At 65.9% G+C, this 15,881-nt stretch carries 12 protein-coding genes; 10 read left to right on the plus strand and 2 right to left on the minus strand.

Translation table 11 applies throughout. The annotated features are described in order from the left end of the window. Nucleotides 1-41 precede the first annotated feature (41 nt). The 6 genes from C8C94_RS22885 to C8C94_RS22910 all read left to right on the plus strand — a co-directional run bounded on the left by C8C94_RS22885 (nucleotide 42) and on the right by C8C94_RS22910 (nucleotide 6,996). Nucleotides 42-1,049, plus strand: a complete 1,008-nt coding sequence (locus tag C8C94_RS22885) for a tripartite tricarboxylate transporter substrate binding protein (protein WP_121422343.1) — start codon at nucleotides 42-44, stop codon at nucleotides 1,047-1,049. Nucleotides 1,050-1,087: 38 nt separating this feature from the next. Then, nucleotides 1,088-2,092 (plus strand): tripartite tricarboxylate transporter substrate binding protein, encoded by a 1,005-nt coding sequence (locus tag C8C94_RS22890; protein ID WP_121422344.1) that lies wholly within the window; start codon nucleotides 1,088-1,090, stop codon nucleotides 2,090-2,092. Between the two features lie 47 nt (nucleotides 2,093-2,139). Beyond that, the gene (locus C8C94_RS22895) at nucleotides 2,140-2,889 is read left to right on the plus strand and encodes an electron transfer flavoprotein subunit beta/FixA family protein (RefSeq protein ID WP_121422345.1); all 750 of its coding nucleotides are present in this window, start codon (nucleotides 2,140-2,142) and stop codon (nucleotides 2,887-2,889) included. Continuing rightward, nucleotides 2,890-3,822 carry an electron transfer flavoprotein subunit alpha/FixB family protein gene (locus tag C8C94_RS22900; RefSeq protein WP_121422346.1) on the plus strand — a complete coding sequence of 311 codons (933 nt, stop codon included), beginning with the start codon at nucleotides 2,890-2,892 and terminating at the stop codon, nucleotides 3,820-3,822. Nucleotides 3,823-3,948: 126 nt separating this feature from the next. Continuing rightward, nucleotides 3,949-4,932 carry a tripartite tricarboxylate transporter substrate binding protein gene (locus C8C94_RS22905; protein ID WP_121422347.1) on the plus strand — a complete coding sequence of 328 codons (984 nt, stop codon included), beginning with the start codon at nucleotides 3,949-3,951 and terminating at the stop codon, nucleotides 4,930-4,932. Between the two features lie 288 nt (nucleotides 4,933-5,220). After that, nucleotides 5,221-6,996, plus strand: coding sequence for a hypothetical protein (locus tag C8C94_RS22910; protein WP_147433297.1), 1,776 nt, complete (start codon nucleotides 5,221-5,223; stop codon nucleotides 6,994-6,996). 48 nt (nucleotides 6,997-7,044) lie between these two features. Here the strand turns inward: C8C94_RS22910 and C8C94_RS22915 are convergent, their stop codons facing one another. After that, nucleotides 7,045-7,890, minus strand: coding sequence for a MurR/RpiR family transcriptional regulator (locus tag C8C94_RS22915; protein ID WP_055394300.1), 846 nt, complete (start codon nucleotides 7,888-7,890; stop codon nucleotides 7,045-7,047). 229 nt (nucleotides 7,891-8,119) lie between these two features. On the opposite strand from C8C94_RS22915, the gene C8C94_RS22920 reads away from it, so the two are divergent. The 4 genes from C8C94_RS22920 to tal all read left to right on the plus strand — a co-directional run bounded on the left by C8C94_RS22920 (nucleotide 8,120) and on the right by tal (nucleotide 13,556). Beyond that, a complete protein-coding gene (locus C8C94_RS22920) occupies nucleotides 8,120-9,148 on the plus strand; it encodes an ABC transporter substrate-binding protein (RefSeq protein WP_121422349.1) in 1,029 nt (342 codons plus the stop codon). A 99-nt stretch (nucleotides 9,149-9,247) separates the two neighbouring features. Continuing rightward, a complete protein-coding gene (locus C8C94_RS22925) occupies nucleotides 9,248-11,386 on the plus strand; it encodes an ABC transporter permease (RefSeq protein ID WP_370449771.1) in 2,139 nt (712 codons plus the stop codon). A gap of 132 nt (nucleotides 11,387-11,518) precedes the next feature. After that, a complete protein-coding gene (locus C8C94_RS22930; protein WP_121422351.1) occupies nucleotides 11,519-12,601 on the plus strand; it encodes an ABC transporter ATP-binding protein in 1,083 nt (360 codons plus the stop codon). Nucleotides 12,602-12,608: 7 nt separating this feature from the next. Continuing rightward, nucleotides 12,609-13,556 (plus strand): transaldolase, encoded by a 948-nt coding sequence (gene tal / locus C8C94_RS22935; RefSeq protein ID WP_121422352.1) that lies wholly within the window; start codon nucleotides 12,609-12,611, stop codon nucleotides 13,554-13,556. Between the two features lie 926 nt (nucleotides 13,557-14,482). Here the strand turns inward: tal and C8C94_RS22945 are convergent. Continuing rightward, on the minus strand, nucleotides 14,483-15,877 hold the full coding sequence (locus C8C94_RS22945; protein WP_121422354.1) for a sensor histidine kinase: 1,395 nt from the start codon (nucleotides 15,875-15,877) through the stop codon (nucleotides 14,483-14,485). Nucleotides 15,878-15,881: the final 4 nt, after the last annotated feature.

A 15,881-nucleotide genomic window follows, 5' to 3' on the forward strand; every position in this document is an offset into this window, starting at 1 on the left:
AAGCGCTGGAGCAAATTTTCAATCTCAACCAGGAGACAAACATGAAGTTCAATCACCTTCACCGCCGCTGCGTCCTGCAGGGCTTGGCCGCCTTGGCCAGCACCGGCCTGCTGGGTTCCGCCCTGGCCCAGTCGGGCAAGGAGGCCTGGCCCAGCAAGCCCATCAAGCTGATCGTGCCCTACCAGGCCGGTGGCGCCACCGACATCACCGCCCGCACGCTGGGCGAGAAGCTCTCGGCCCGCCTGGGCCAGCCCGTGCTGGTAGACAACCGTGGCGGCGCCGGCGGTGTGACCGGCACCGACCAGGCGCTCAAGTCACCGGCCGACGGCTACACGCTGCTGGTGTCGCTGGGCACCACCATGCTGATCAACCAGTACCTGTACGAGCGCCTGCCGTACCAGCCGCAAAAGGACCAGGCCCTCATCACGCAGATCGCCCTGGCTCCGGTGGTGCTGCTGGTGCATCCGCAGCTGCCGGTGTCCACCGCGGCCGAGCTGATGAGCTATATCGACCGCAACAAGGGCAAGGTCGCCTACGGCTCGTGGGGCATGGGCTCGTATGCCCACCTGGCTGGCGCCTGGCTGTCCGACAAGCACAAGGCCGACATGAATCATGTGGCCTACAGGGGCGAGGCGCCCATGCTGCAGGACCTGGTGGGCGGGCAGTTGCAAATGGCATTTGCCAGCCTGCAGTCGGCCCGGCCGTACATTGATTCCGGCCGCCTCAAGCCGCTGGCCGTGACGGGCACCCAGCGCATGGATGCGCTTCCCAAGCTGGCCACCATGGCCGAGCAGGGCATCAAGGACGAGGTGTTCCAGGTGACAGGCTGGTTGGGCATGAGCGCCCCGGCCAACACCCCGCCGGAGGTCGTGGCCCGCCTGGGCCGTGAGCTGCAGGCCGTGATTGCGCTGCCTGAGGTGCGTGAGCGCATCCAGCAGATGGGTTTCATCCCCGTCGGCAGCAGCCCCGAACAGTTCGGCGCCCAGTTCAAAAAAGATGCACCCGTCTGGGAGCGCGTGGTCAAGGTGTCCGGCGCCAAGCTGGACTGATGCAACCCCTCCAACAACCTGAGCCCGTTTTGACCCCAATGTTTGTCTCTCGCACCTTCGCAGCCCGCCGCGCCGTGCTGGCCGTGTCTGCCGCTCTGGCGGCCAGCGTCCTGTGGGGCACGGCCCCGGCACACGCCCAAGCCTGGCCCAGCAGGATGATCAAGCTGGTGGTGCCCTTCCCGGCAGGCGGCCCTACCGATACTGCCTCGCGCATCGTGGGCCAACGCCTGGCCGAACGGCTGGGCCAGCCCGTGGTGGTGGAAAACCGTGCAGGTGCTTCGGGCTCCATCGCTGCCGCCCAGGTGGCCAAGAGCCCGGCCGACGGCTACACGCTGATGATGCTGGCCACGCCCACGCTGCTAGCGCCGCATCTGTACAAGAAGGCGGGCTACGACACGGTGAAAGACTTCACGCCCGTGGCCACGGTGTACGACCTGCCCATCGTCGTGGTGGTCAATCCTGCCCAGATGCCTTCTGTGACCGACCTGCAAAAGCTCATTACCCATGCCAAGGCCCGTCCAGGTCAGCTCAACTACACCAGCTCAGGTGCGGGCAGCTTTGGCCATTTGAGCATGGAGCTGCTCAAGCAGATGGGGGGCTTTGAAATGCAGCACATTCCCTACAAAGGGGGCGTGCCCGCCATTACCGACACCATCGGCGGCCAGGTGCCGCTGATGTACGCCGATCTGGTGGCTGCGCTGCCGCACATCCAGACGGGGAAGCTGCGCGCCATCGCAGTAGGATCACCCCAGCGCGTGGCCATGCTGCCCGATGTCAAGACCATCGCCGAGCAGGGCTTCAAGGGCTACGAGGCCGTCTCGTGGGGTGGTCTGCTGGCGCCGCCCGGTACGCCCAAAGCCGTGGTGGACCGCATCGCAACCGAGGTGCAGCAAATCCTGGCCGAGAAGGACACGCAGGACAAGTTGTTGACTGCAGGCGCCATCGCTGCATACCAAGCGCCCGACAAGATGGCCCGCCGCATTCAGCAGGACTACGTCAAGTGGGGTACTGTGATCCGCGACAAGGGCATCTCGAACGAGTAAGCCTGCGCACCCGCACTCCTACAACAAAAATCAAGGAAAACAATCCCATGAAAATCCTCGTCCCTGTCAAGCGCGTGGTGGACTACAACGTGAAGGTCCGCGTGAAGTCGGACAACACGGGTGTGGACATCGCCAACGTGAAGATGAGCATGAACCCCTTTGACGAAATCGCCGTTGAAGAGGCCGTGCGCCTGAAAGAAAAAGGCCTGGTGACCGAAGTCATCGCAGTTTCCTGCGGCGTGGCCCAGTGCCAGGAAACCCTGCGCACTGCCATGGCCATCGGTGCAGACCGCGCCATCCTGGTGGAAACCGACGTCGAGCTGCAGCCCCTGGCCGTGGCCAAGATCCTCAAGGCCCTGGTGGACAAAGAGCAGCCCGGTCTCATCATCCTGGGCAAACAAGCCATCGACGACGACGCCAACCAGACCGGCCAGATGCTCGCGGCCCTGGCAGACCTGCCCCAGGCCACGTTCGCCAACAAGGTCGAACTGTCGGCCGACAAGGTCAGCGTGACGCGTGAAGTGGACGGCGGCCTGGAAACCCTGCAGCTGTCGCTGCCAGCGGTCATCACCACCGACCTGCGCCTGAACGAGCCCCGCTACGTCACCTTGCCCAACATCATGAAGGCCAAGAAAAAGCAGCTCGATACCGTCAAGCCCGAAGACCTCGGCGTGGACGTGGCTCCGCGCCTGAAGACCCTCAAGGTGACCGAGCCCGCCAAGCGCGGTGCTGGCATCAAGGTGGCGGACGTAGCGGCACTCGTTGAAAAACTCAAGAACGAAGCGAAGGTGATCTAAATGTCGGTACTCGTTATTGCTGAACACAACAACGCGTCCATCAAGGGCGCCACGCTGAACACCGTGACGGCCGCTGTGGCCTGCGGTGGCGACGTGCACGTGCTGGTGGCCGGCCACAACGCCGGTGCAGCCGCCGCCGCAGCCGCCCAGATCGCCGGTGTCGCCAAGGTCATCCACGCAGACGCCCCTGGCCTGGAACACGGCTTGGCCGAGAACGTGGCCGCGCAAGTGCTCGCCATCGCAGGCAACTACAGCCACATCCTGTTCCCCGCCACCGCCAGCGGCCGCAACGTGGCCCCCCGCGTGGCCGCCAAGCTGGACGTGGCGCAGGTCAGTGACATCACCAAGGTGATTTCTGCCGACACCTTCGAGCGCCCCATCTACGCCGGCAACGCCATTGCCACCGTGCAAAGCGCCGACAGTGTAAAGGTCATCACCGTGCGCGCCACGGGCTTTGACGCCGCAGCCGCCACGGGCGGTTCCGCAGCCGTTGAAACCGCCGCAGCCACCGCAGACGCTGGCAAGAGCAGCTTCATGGGCAGCGAAATCGCCAAGAGCGACCGCCCCGAACTCACGGCCGCCAAGATCATCGTCTCCGGTGGCCGAGCCCTCGGCAGCAAGGAAAAGTTCGATGAAGTGATGACCCCGCTGGCCGACAAGCTGGGCGCCGCTTTGGGTGCCAGCCGCGCCGCAGTGGACGCAGGCTACGCCCCCAACGACTGGCAAGTGGGCCAGACCGGCAAGATCGTGGCGCCGCAGCTGTACATCGCAGCGGGTATCTCGGGCGCCATCCAGCATTTGGCGGGCATGAAGGACTCCAAGGTGATCGTGGCGATCAACAAGGACCCTGAGGCACCGATCTTCAGCGTGGCCGACTATGGGCTGGAGGCCGATCTGTTTGCGGCCGTGCCGGAACTGGTCAAGGCGCTCTGACCCATCGACGTTCGCCACCAGCGACCCGCCCTCACATGCTGGACGCTACTGAAAAAATAGCTGCAAGCGCCTTTCCAACAAGCGCTGCAGCTATTTTTCATTCATAACCACACAGGAGACAAAACCATGAATGCCACCTTTTCCCGCCGCCGCATCGTGCAAGCCACCGGCGCAGCGCTGGCCAGTGCCGCGCTGCCCGCGCTGGCACAAACGGCTTGGCCAAGCAAGCCGATCAAGATCATCGTGCCCTACACGGCGGGTGGCTTCACCGACCAGATGGCGCGCCTGCTGCAGGTGGGCCTGCAAAAGGCGCTTGGCCAGCCCATCGTGATCGACAACAAGCCGGGTGCCAACAGCATCATCGGCGTGGATGCGGTGGCCAAGGCGGCGCCTGACGGGCACACCTTCGGCGTGGTGATCGCCGCCTATGCGGCCAACACCAGCCTGTACCCCAAGCTGCCCTACAACCCGCGCAAGGATCTGGTGGGTGTGTCGCTCATGGGCGTGTCGCCGCTGCTGGCCGCCGTGCCCAACAACGCGCCATTCAAGAACACCAACGAACTGGTGGCGTACGCCAAGGCCAACCCGGGCAAGATCAGCTTTGGCTCATCGGGCACCGGCTCTGCAGCGCACCTGACCAGCGAGCTGATGAAGGCGCTGACGCAGACGTACATGCTGCACATTCCCTACCGCGGCGCTGCGCCGGCCTTCACCGACCTGCTGGGCGGCCAGATCCAGCTGTTCTTTGACGCGCCCACCGGCCTGATCCAGGCCGGCAAGGCGGGCCGCGTGCGCCTGATCGGCGTTTCGGGCGAAAAGCGGTTGCCTGCGGTGCCCGATGTGCCTACGTTCATCGAGCAGGGCATCCCCGGCCTGATTGGCAGCACGTGGGCCAGCATGATTGCTCCGTCTGGCACGCCGCGCGACATCGTCAAGCGCATGTCGGACGCCGTGAACGCGATCATCCAAAGCGAAGAGACCAAGGCCAAGCTGGAAGCCATGGGCACCTTCCCCGAAGGCACCACGCCCGAGGCCTGCGATGCCTTCATCGAGGCCGAGACGGTGAAATGGGGCAGGGTGATCAGGAACGCGGGCGTGGCGCTGGACTGACGCGCAAACACCGCCGGCGAGGCGCCGCGGCACGGACCACGGCCGCATGCCGGCACCCACCTTGCACCGCCGCAACGCGGTGCCAAAAGATGCTTGGCGCCCTGCGCGCGCATTTGTATGATGCGCCGCTACCAAGAATGCCGCTGGTGTGGGGCGCGGATGCAGATGTGCTGCGCCTCTTGCCGCAGCGGTCTGCCAACCCTTTGCCTTCCCGCCTTCATGCCTTCTCTTGCGCTTGCGATGCGCTCGCTGGTTTCGCGTTGCCTTCGTTTCCTTGCGGAATTCCTCTTGCTTTCACCTGTTGGCGCGGTGCGCTCTGCCGCCCGCAGGGCGCTTTTCTTGGCGTGGACACTGTGGATGCTGGTGGGCGCCACCGCTGCGCATGCCGCAACCGAGCTGCGCACCCTGATCGACAGCGACGGCAATCCGGCCACTGGTTGCACCGTAGTCACCGCTGCGGGCACCTTCAATGGCGTGGACTTGGCGGCGCTCACGCGAATTGATCTGTCGGCCAGCGAGCCGGTGGGTGATGTCTCGCGCGAGATTTGCCAGGGCGGGGTGCTGGTGGCCGACACCGGTTTCGCGCCCCTGGCGCCGCTGCGCTGGCCTGTGGGCGTGGCGGCCGCGGGCGAGCAACTTGACGTGGTGGAAAGCTACACCCGGCTGCTGGCGCCCGTTGGGGCTCTGCGGCTTGGCTTCGTGGCGAACACCACGGACGGGAGCATCGCGCCTGCGGCCTTGCTCACACGCAACGGCGCACCGGGTGGTGGGGCCATTCAGCTGTCAGCGTCGCCGGTGGCCGCGGTGCCCGCGCTGGGCACGGTGGGCTTCGCGCTGCTGGTGGGCCTGCTGCTCGCCGCCACCTACCGCTACGCTCGGGTGCGCCAGTTTGCGGCCAGCGGTGCCGCGCTGTGTCTGGTGTTCGTGGTCGGTCTGGCCTGGGCGGCCATGGTTCGCGATGGCGACCCGTCCGACTGGAGTGGCGCATCGCCGGTGGCCACGGTATCCACGTCGGCGCCGCTGCAGTTCGCGGCGGTCTATGCGCGTGTCGAAGGCAGCATGCTGCATCTGCGCTACGACCTGGACCTGGGCCTGCGCGACGGCACCGTGCGCGACGATGACTACAGCGCCACCGAGGGAGCGGCGCTGGTCGTTGCCGCCCCCGGCCTGCTGGCCAACGACGCCTTGGGGTCGCCCGCCATGCAGGTCAATGAATTTCGTGTCCAGGGAAGCCCGACCGCCACACCCGCGGGCGCCGCCGTGCCTTTCGCGGGCAGCACGCTGCAGGTGAACGCCGACGGAGGCTTTGTCGTGGATGCGCCCACGGAGCCTGGTCTTTTCCGCTTTGAATACCGCGCGCGCAACCGTTTCTTTGCGGGGAAGTGGGGGGTGGCCACGGTGCAGGTGGCTGCGGGAGCGTTCTGTGGCAACGGTGCCGTCAACGCGGGCGAAGCGTGTGACGACGGCAACACCGTCACCGAAGTGGCCTGCAGTTACGGCACGGCCGCCTGTACCGGTTGCAACGCGACCTGCACCGGGGTGGTGAACCTCACGGGATCGTACTGCGGCGACAGCGCCGTCAACGGCCCCGAAGTGTGCGATGACGGGAACACCACCACGGAAACCAGCTGCCCCTATGGCACGCCAACCTGCACCCGCTGCAACGCGACCTGCTCCGCTACAGCGCAACTGACGGGCGGCTACTGCGGTGACAGCATGGTCAGCGGGCCGGAGGTGTGCGATGACGGGAACAACACCACGGAAAGCAGTTGCCCCTATGGCACGCAAAACTGCACCCGGTGCAACGCGACCTGCACGGCAGAGTTACCACTGACGGGCGGCTACTGCGGTGACAGCATGGTCAACGGGCCAGAGGTGTGCGATGACGGAAACATCGGCACCGAAACAAGCTGCCCCTACGGGGTTGCACATTGCACAGCTTGCAACGCCTCCTGTTCCCAGGCGCTTAACCTCACAGGTGCGTTCTGTGGCGACGGTATCGTTAACGGCGGCGAAGTGTGTGATGGCACGCCGGGCTGCACGAACGTCTGTACGCTGCAGTAGCAGGTGGTGGGTGGCGGGCGGGCGCAGCGGCCGAGTGCGCCCGCAAGCTCACGCGTAGCGCTTGGCCCGCAGGTTCTCTTTCATCTGCTGCAGGATCGGCTGCAGCGAGCTGCCAATGCGCAGCGCCACGCAGGTGGCCAGCACGTCGATGATGAGCAGGTGCATCAGCCGCGACACCATGGGGCTGTAGCGGTCGTAGCCCTCGGGGTGGTCGGCGGCCAGGTGGATCTGGCAGGTGCTGGCCAGGGGCGAGCCGCTGGCGGTGATGGCGATGGTGGTGGCGCCGTTTTTGCGGGCGATGTCGGCTGCGTCCATCAAATCGCGGGTGCGGCCCGAGTTGGAGATGATCACCGCGCAATCGCCCGGGCCGAGCAAGGTCGCGCTCATCACCTGCATGTGCCCGTCGCTGGTGGCAATGGACGTGACGCCCAGGCGGAAGAACTTGTGCTGCGCGTCCTGTGCCACGATGCCCGAGTTGCCCACGCCGTAGAACTCGATGCGTTTGCCGGTTTTCCAGGTGGCTGCAATCGCCTCGGCCGCACGCTCCAGCGCCACGGTGCTGGCGGCATTGCGGTATTGCAAAAAGGCCGCCACGGCGTTGTCCACCACCTTCACCAGCACGTCGCCGGTCTTGTCGTCGGCGTCCACGCTGCGGTGGATGAAGGGCACGCCTTCGCTCACGCTGCCTGCCAGCTTGAGCTTGAAATCTGCCAGTCCGTCATACCCCATGCTGCGGCAAAAGCGCACCACAGTGGGCTTGCTCACGTGCGCGCGTTCGGCCAATTCACGCACGGGCAGGCGTGCAAAAGTGCGTGGGTCGGTCAGCACCAGCCGGGCAACGCGCTGTTCGGCGGGGGCCAGGGAGGGCAGGGAGGCGGTGATGCGGTCGAGCATGTCTCGGTCAGGGTGTGCAGCGCGGGCTGCTCAGGTGAGGCCTTCGAACAGGTTTGGGGGAACCATTCTTAATGTAACTTGGTTCCCAAGGCGGCGGGGAGGGCGCCATCCCTGCCTTTCAACCTGCTTGCACCCGGTCTGGGAGTTTCCCCCCTGACCCTGGCCTGCCTGCAGGACTAGCATCCTTGCATCGCGTTAATCACGTTATCCAGATACTGAGGAGACTCCCATGCGCAAACCTTTGCTGACGAAACTTCTGGCCGGTGCGGCCCTGGTGGCGGCCGCTTCCGGCAGCTGGGCCCAGGGCCAGGTCAACATCATCTGTTCGGTGCAAGCCGAGTGGTGCAACCTGATGTCCACGGTGTACGCCAAGACCACAGGCACCAAGGTCAACATGACAGCCAAGGGCTCAGGCGAGGCCCTGGCGCAGCTCAACGCCGAGCGCGCCAACCCCAAGACCGACATCTGGTTTGGCGGCACAGGCGACCCGCACCTGCAGGCGGCCGAGCAGGGCCTCACGCTCGAATACAAATCGCCCCAGTTGCCGCAGCTGTACCCCTGGGCGCAAAAGCAGGCGGCGGATTCCAAGTACCGCACGGTGGGCGTGTACCTGGGCCCGCTGGGCTTTGGCTACAACAAGGAGCTGCTGGCCAAGCGCAAGCTCAACCCGCCGCAGTCGTGGGCCGACCTGCTCAAGCCCGAGTTCAAGGGCGAAGTGCAGATGGCCAACCCCGCATCCAGCGGCACGGCCTACACCATGATCGCCACGCTGGTGCAGATCATGGGCGAGGAGAAGGCGTTTGAATACCTCAAGGCCCTGCACCCCAACGTGAGCACCTACACGCGTTCGGGCACGGCGCCTGTCAAGGCGGCAGCCCGGGGCGAGACCACGGTGTCGGTGAGTTTCGTGCACGACGTGACCACCGAGGCGGTCAACGGCTTCCCTGTGGGCTCGGTCACGCCTTCGGAAGGCACGGGCGCCGAGGTGGGCTCCATGAGCATCGTCAAGAACGGCCCCAACACCGAGGCCGCCAAGAAGTTCTACGAATGGGCACTCACGCCCGGCGGCCAGCAGTTTGGCCTGGCGGCCAAGCAGTTCCAGCTGCCCAGCAACACGCAGGTGCCCAAGGACCCGCGCATGACCGACCCTTCCAAGATGAAGCTCATCAACTACGACTACGCCAAATACGGCGCCAGCGCCGAGCGTCGCCGCCTGATTGCGCGCTGGGAAAAAGACGTGCAGAACGCGGCGCGCTAAGGGGTGGTGGTGTCGGCAGCAGCAGCGGCGGCGCACGCAACCCTCCGAACCACAGCACCCAGCGCCTCGGTCAACCGGCCCTTGTGGGTCTGGCTGGTCGTGGGCGTGCTGGGTTATCTCGTGTTCCCCTGGTATGCGCAGCAGGATGCCAATGGCCTGCTCGCGGTGGGCCAGGTTTTCAGCGGCGAACAGGCGGCCAACGGGCTCATGCAGGCGGCATTGTTTGGTCGGCCCTGGCTCTGGCTAGGCCTGGCCGGTCTGGCCGTGGCGGGGCTGGGCGCCTGCCTGCCTGCGGGACGCAAGCAGGGCGCCGTGCTTGCGGCGGGGGGCGCGCTGGGGCTTGTGGCCTTGTTGCTCAGTGGCTTTGCGATTGGCGCACGCGGCTGGGCCTTTGAGTGGATGAACACCAGCCTGGGCGAGCTGGGTGCGCGCCAGCCCGGCATGGGCTGGGGCGGGTTTGTGGTGTTGTCAGCGCTGCTGGTGCTGCTGTCGTTTGGCGTGGCACGGCGAGGATTTTTCAAAGGCGATCTGTTCGTAGCGGCTGCGGTGGTGGGCTGTGGCAGCCTGCTCGCGCTGTTCATCGTGTTCCCGGTGCTCAAGGCGTTGTCGGCTGCGTTTTTTCTGGAGGACGGCCCGTTCTCGCTGGCCGTGGTGTGGGAGCGCATTGCGCACGAGCGCAACTTTGGTCTCTCGTGCCTGGCGGGTGGCCAGCGCTGCGGCGTGGCCTGGAACACGCTGTTCCTGGGGCTGATGACCGCCACCAGCACCACGCTGCTGGGCACTTTCATGGCGCTGATGGCCGAGCGCGCGTCGCGCCGCTATGCGCGGCCGCTGAACATCGTGGCGCTGCTGCCCATCATCACGCCACCGTTTGTGGTGGGCCTGGGGCTCATCCTGCTGTTTGGCCGTGCCGGGGTGTTCAACCAGTTTCTGGAGTACGCGTTCGGCATCACACCCACGCGCTGGTTCTACGGCTGGCTGGGCATCTGGGTGGCGCAGACCTTTGCGTTCACGCCCATCGCCTTCATGATCATGCGCGGCGTGGTGCAGGGCGTGGCGCCCAGCCTGGAAGAGGCCGCACAAACCCTGCGCGCCAGCCCGCACCGCACTTTCATGACCGTGACCCTGCCGCTGCTCAAGCCCGGCCTGGCCAACGCGTTTTTGGTGGGCTTCATCGAAAGCATGGCGGACTTCGGCAATCCCATCGTGGTGGGCGGGCAGTTCTCGGTGCTCTCGACCGAAATCTTCTTTGCCATCGTCGGTGCGCAGTATGACCAGGGGCGTGCCGCGTCGCTGGCCTGGATCCTCACGTTCTTTGCGCTCACCGTATTTGCCATCCAGCGCGGGCTGCTGGGCAAGCAGAACTTCACCACCGTATCGGGCAAGGGCGATGCGGGCATTGCCATGCCGCTGCCCACCGGTGTGCGCCGCGTGGTGCATTCCATCGCGCTGCCCTGGATGGCCTTCACCCTCATCGTCTACCTGTTTGCGCTGGCGGGCGGTTTTGTGCAGACCTGGGGGCGCGACTACACCATCACGCTGGCGCACTTTCGCACGGCGTTCAGTGTGGAGTGGGGCGAATTTGGTGTGGTGTGGGCGGGCACCGCGTGGAACTCGTTTTTCACCACGCTCAAGCTCGCGGCCATCTCGGCGCCGCTCACGGCCACGCTGGGCATCGGCATTGCGTGGCTGCTGGCGCGCACCGAGTTCCGGGGGCAGGGCGCGTTCGAGTTTGCAGCGCTGCTGGCCTTCGCCATCCCGGGCACGGTGCTGGGCGTGAGCTACATCCTGGCCTTCAACGTTCCACCGTTCGAGCTGACAGGCACGGCGCTCATCATCGTGCTGTGCTTCATGTTCCGCAATCTGCCGGTGGGCGTGCGGGCGGGCACGGCGGCGTTCAAGCAGCTGGACCGGTCGCTGGATGAAGCGTCCGTCATGCTGCGCGCAGGCAGTGTGCAGACGCTGCGCCATGTGGTGCTGCCGCTGCTCAAGCCTGCGCTGGTGGCGGCGCTGGTCTACAGCTTTGTGCGCGCCATCACCACCGTGAGTGCGGTGATCTTCCTGGTCACCGCCGAGAACGAGCTGGCCACCACCTACATCATTGGCCGCGTGGGCAATGGCGACTATGGCGTGGCGCTGGCGTACTGCACGGTGCTCATCATCCTCATGTCGGCCTCCATCGGGCTCATTCAGCTGCTGGTGGGTGACCGCAAACTCGGTCGGCGCGGTGGCTTATGACCCCCCCCTGAGTCGCCTTCGGCGCCTTCCCCCCAGGGGGGCGACGCCCTCGCTGCGGGGCGGCCCTTGCTCGGCGTCCCACGCCTGGACCGCGCCAGTTGCCAGGCGCAATCGTCAATTGAAAAGACAACCATGAACAACAACGACGCGGGCATCGTGTTCCGCAACATCACCAAGCGCTACGGCAGCGACAGCAGTGCGGCCCTGGCCGTCAAGGGCATCAGTTTTGAGGTGCCGCGCGGCACGCTCACCACCATCCTCGGCCCCTCGGGCTGCGGCAAGACCACCACCTTGCGCATGATCGCGGGGCTGGAGTCGCCCACCTCGGGCGAGATCTTCATTGCCGGCAAGGACGTGACCACACTCGGCCCCGCGCAGCGCAACGTGAGCATGATGTTCCAGAGCTACGCGCTGTTCCCGCACATGAACGTGGTGGAAAACGTGATGTACGGCCTGCGCATGTCGGGCCAGCCCAAGGAGCAGGCACGCACCAAGGCCGTGGAGGCGCTGCGCGGCGTGGGCCTGGTGGGCTATGACGACCGCCTGCCCAGTGAACTCTCGGGCGGCCAGCAGCAGCGCGTGGCCCTGGCCCGTGCGCTGGTGCTGGAGCCCGAGGTGCTGCTGTTCGACGAGCCCTTGTCCAACCTCGACGCCCGCCTGCGCCGTGAGATGCGCGAAGAGATCCGCGCGCTGCAGCAGCGCCTGTCGCTCACGGTGGCTTACGTCACACACGACCAGGCCGAGGCCATGGCCGTGAGCGACCAGATCATCGTGATGAACCAGGGCTTGATTGCGCAGAAGGGCTCGCCGCGCGCGCTGTACGAAACCCCGCACAGCGAGTTCGTGGCCGGTTTCATGGGCGAGGCGATGCTGTTCCCCGCCGTGGCCGACGCTGACGGCACGGTGGCACTCGGCCCGCTGGTGCTGCGCCCCCGCATGGCGGTGAAGAGCGGCCCGGTAAAGGTGGCGGTGCGGCCGGAGGCCTGGCGTATTCACCGCCAGGGCGCGGGCCTGCTGCCCGCCCGGCTGGACAAGCGGGCCTACCTGGGCGCGGTGCACGAATACACCTTTGACACCACGCTCGGCCACATCTTTGTGGTGTCGTCCGACCTGGATGATGTGCTGGCCGTGGGTGATGACGTGCAGCTGAGCCTGGGTGTCCACGGCGTATCGGTGGTTGGTAGTACCGAAGGTGCCCAACGTGATGCGGAATAATGGCGCCATGAACCAACTCGACGCCCTCAAACAGTTCACCACCGTGGTTGCCGACACCGGCGACTTTCTGCAACTGGCCCAGTTCCGTCCGCAGGACGCCACGACCAACCCTTCGCTGATACTCAAGGCGGTGCAAAAGCCAGAATACGCGCCCCTGCTCAAGGACACCGTCGCCAAGTGGCAAGGGCGCGCCATGGACGAGGTGATCGACCGCCTGCTGGTGCGTTTTGGTTGCGAAATCCTGACCCACGTGCCCGGCCGCGTCTCCACCGAAGTGGATGCGCGTCTGAGCTTTGACACCAGCGCCACCGTCACGCGCGCCGAGCGCATCATCGAGCTGTACCAGGCCGAAGGCATCCACATCGACCGCGTGCTCATCAAGATCGCGGCCACGTGGGAGGGCATCCAGGCCGCTGCCCAGCTGGAGCGCAAGGGCATCCACACCAACCTCACGCTGCTGTTCTCGTTCGCCCAGGCCGTGGCTTGCGGCCAGGCCAAGGTGCAGCTGATTTCCCCGTTTGTGGGCCGCATTTACGACTGGTACAAGAAGCAGGCGGGCGCGAGCTGGGACGAGGCTGCGCGTGCCGGGGCCAACGACCCGGGCGTTCAGTCCGTCACGCAGATCTACAACCACTACAAGCGTTTTGGCATTGCCACCGAGGTGATGGGTGCAAGCTTCCGCAACGTGGGCCAGATCACGGCGCTGGCTGGGTGCGACCTGCTGACCATTGCGCCGGAGCTGCTGGCGCAGCTGGCGGCGAGCGATGCGCCGTTGCAGCGGGCGCTGGATGCTGGCGTTGCGAAGGGGATGGATCTGCCAGCGGTGAACTATGACGAGGCGGGGTTCCGTTATGCGCTGAACGAGGACGCGATGGCGACGGAGAAGCTGGCCGAGGGGATTCGGGCGTTTGCGGTGGATGCGGTGAAGCTGGAGAAGCTGATTCTGGCGGCTTGAGGTCGGAGTTTTTAGTGGTTTTGGCGGCTGGCGCTTGTTTAGTAAGCGCCAGCCGCTATTGTTTTTATAGCTCCTCAGTTTGCCCCATACCGTTCGGGCTGAGCTTGTCGAAGCCTTGGCGCGCTGGTTTGAAAAGCATGCTTGTGTTGAGGGCGGAGGCCGGGTTGTCGCCCCGGCGGGCGACTCACTTTTCTTTGCTTCGCCAAAGAAAAGTGAGCAAAAGAAAGGCGCCCCCCAGTCTGCGACCCCTGCGCTTCGCTACGGGGTAAACCTGCGTCGGGGCGGTTGCTGGGTGCGCCGTGGAACTCGCTTTGCGCTGGCGCGCGCCGCTCGGACAACCACGGCGAGTCAGTTAACGAGGCATGGGCGCTCCGACGCCCATGCTCACCCCCCAACCGCCCCGCCGCAGGCGCAGCCAACAGGGGGTTGGGCAGCCGAACATCCACACGGGCCATTGCTGCGCTCGGCCCAGGTTGCGCAGCAATGGCCCGTGTGGATGTTCTGGGTTCCCTTCTGGATGCGCCTGGGGCGCGCAGGGCGCGGGGTGGCGCGTGTGCCGAAGGACACACGCGCTTCGTGAACTGACTCACCGCAGTTGTTCGAGCGGAGCGCCGCAGGCGCGCAGCGAGTTCTGCGGTGCACCCCGTGACCGAGCACCCTAGGTTGCCCCGGAGCGAAGCGCAGGGGTCGCAGACAGCAGGGTCGCCCTTTCTTTGGTGACTTTCTTTCGGCGACGCGAAAGAAAGTTACTCGCATGCCGGGCGACTCCCGGCCTTCGCCCTTGACCCAAGCACGCTGCATAAACCAGAGAACGAGCTTGCCCTTGCTTTGACAGGCTCAGTCCGAATGGTACGTGCAAGATGCTATGAAAAAAGCAGCTTCCCGCGCTCGTAGGTCAAGCGCCAGACCCCAAAAAAACCAAAAATTCACCCCGCAGGCAGCCGCATCCCAACCCGCAACCCCCTAGGCACCACCCCCTCCGCCACCGTCCGGCCGCCATGCCGCAGCGCGATCTCTTCCACGATCGACAGCCCGAGCCCACACCCCCCCGCCTTGTCCGACCCGCGCCAGAAGCGCGCAAACAGATCGCCCAGGTGTTCGGCTGGCACGCCCGGTCCGTCGTCCTCCACCAGCAGCAAGGCCCAGCGCCCGGGCTCCTCGTGGCCAACACGCACTGTCACCGTGGCGCCGGGGCCTGCGTAGTGCAGTGCGTTGTCGATGAGGTTGTTGAGCGCCTCGCGCAGCAGCACCGGCTGGCCTTGCACGGGCAGGCTGTCGTCACCCTCGTAGCCCAGGTCCATGCCCTGCGCCAGGGCGCGGGCTGCCCATTCGCGAGCGACTTCGCGGGCCAGGCAGGCCAGGTCGATGGCCTGCATCTCCACGTTCGATTCGGAGCGCGCCAGCTGCAGCAGCTGGTGCACCAAGTGGGCGCTGCGCTGGGCGGCCGAAAGCACTTTCTGCAGCCGTTCCTGCACGGCGGGCTCATGGCTTTCGTGCAGGGCCAGCTCGGTCTGGCCGATGAGCCCGGCCAGCGGGGTGCGCAGTTGGTGCGCAGCGTCGTTGAGAAAGCGCTTTTCCTTTTGCTGGCCGCGCGCCACGGTCTCCAGCAGCCGGTTGATGGTGCTGGCCAGCGAATGCACCTCCTGCGGAGCCGAGGTCAGCTCGATGGGGGGCAGCGGTGTGGTGCCAGCCTGCGGCAGGGCGCCGGCGCGCTCGATCTGGGCCTCCAGGCGCTTCAAGGGCTGCAGGCCGCGCAGCACGCCCGCATACACCACGGCGCTCAGCGCCAGGCCCATCAGCCCCATGGGGAACACCATCTGCTCCAGCAGCTCCTGCGCGATGCGCTCGCGCACGGTGAGGCTCTGCGCCACCTGCACGCGCAGGGTCTGGCGCGTCTGGGGTGTGCCGTAGTCCACGTCCAGCAGCGCCACGCGCACGGGGCGGTCGTCCACGCGGGCGTGGTACAGGTAGGGGTCGCCTACGCGCACCTCCACGGGCGGCGGCGGGGGCAACTGGGCATTGCCCAGCAGAAAGCGGCCGGGCGGGGACGAGACCATGTAGGTGATGCGGTCGGCCGGGTCCTGCTCCAGGATGTCCTGCGCGGCCTTGGGAAAGTCCACCAGCAACCCGTCCCCGATCGGCTTGATCTGCCGCGCGAGCGCTCGCACCGACTGCGTCAGCGTCTGGTCAATGCCCTTCTCGCCGTTCTGCAGCGCAATACGCCACGCCAGAAACCCGCCCGACAGCCACAAGACCAGCTGCGGCAGCAACAGCCACAGCAGCAGCTTGCGTTGAAGAGAAACCCCCGGAACGTGGCGCATGAAT

The organism is Acidovorax sp. 94 (assembly GCF_003634645.1).
GTDB classification, from domain to species: Bacteria; Pseudomonadota; Gammaproteobacteria; order Burkholderiales; family Burkholderiaceae_C; genus Acidovorax; species Acidovorax facilis.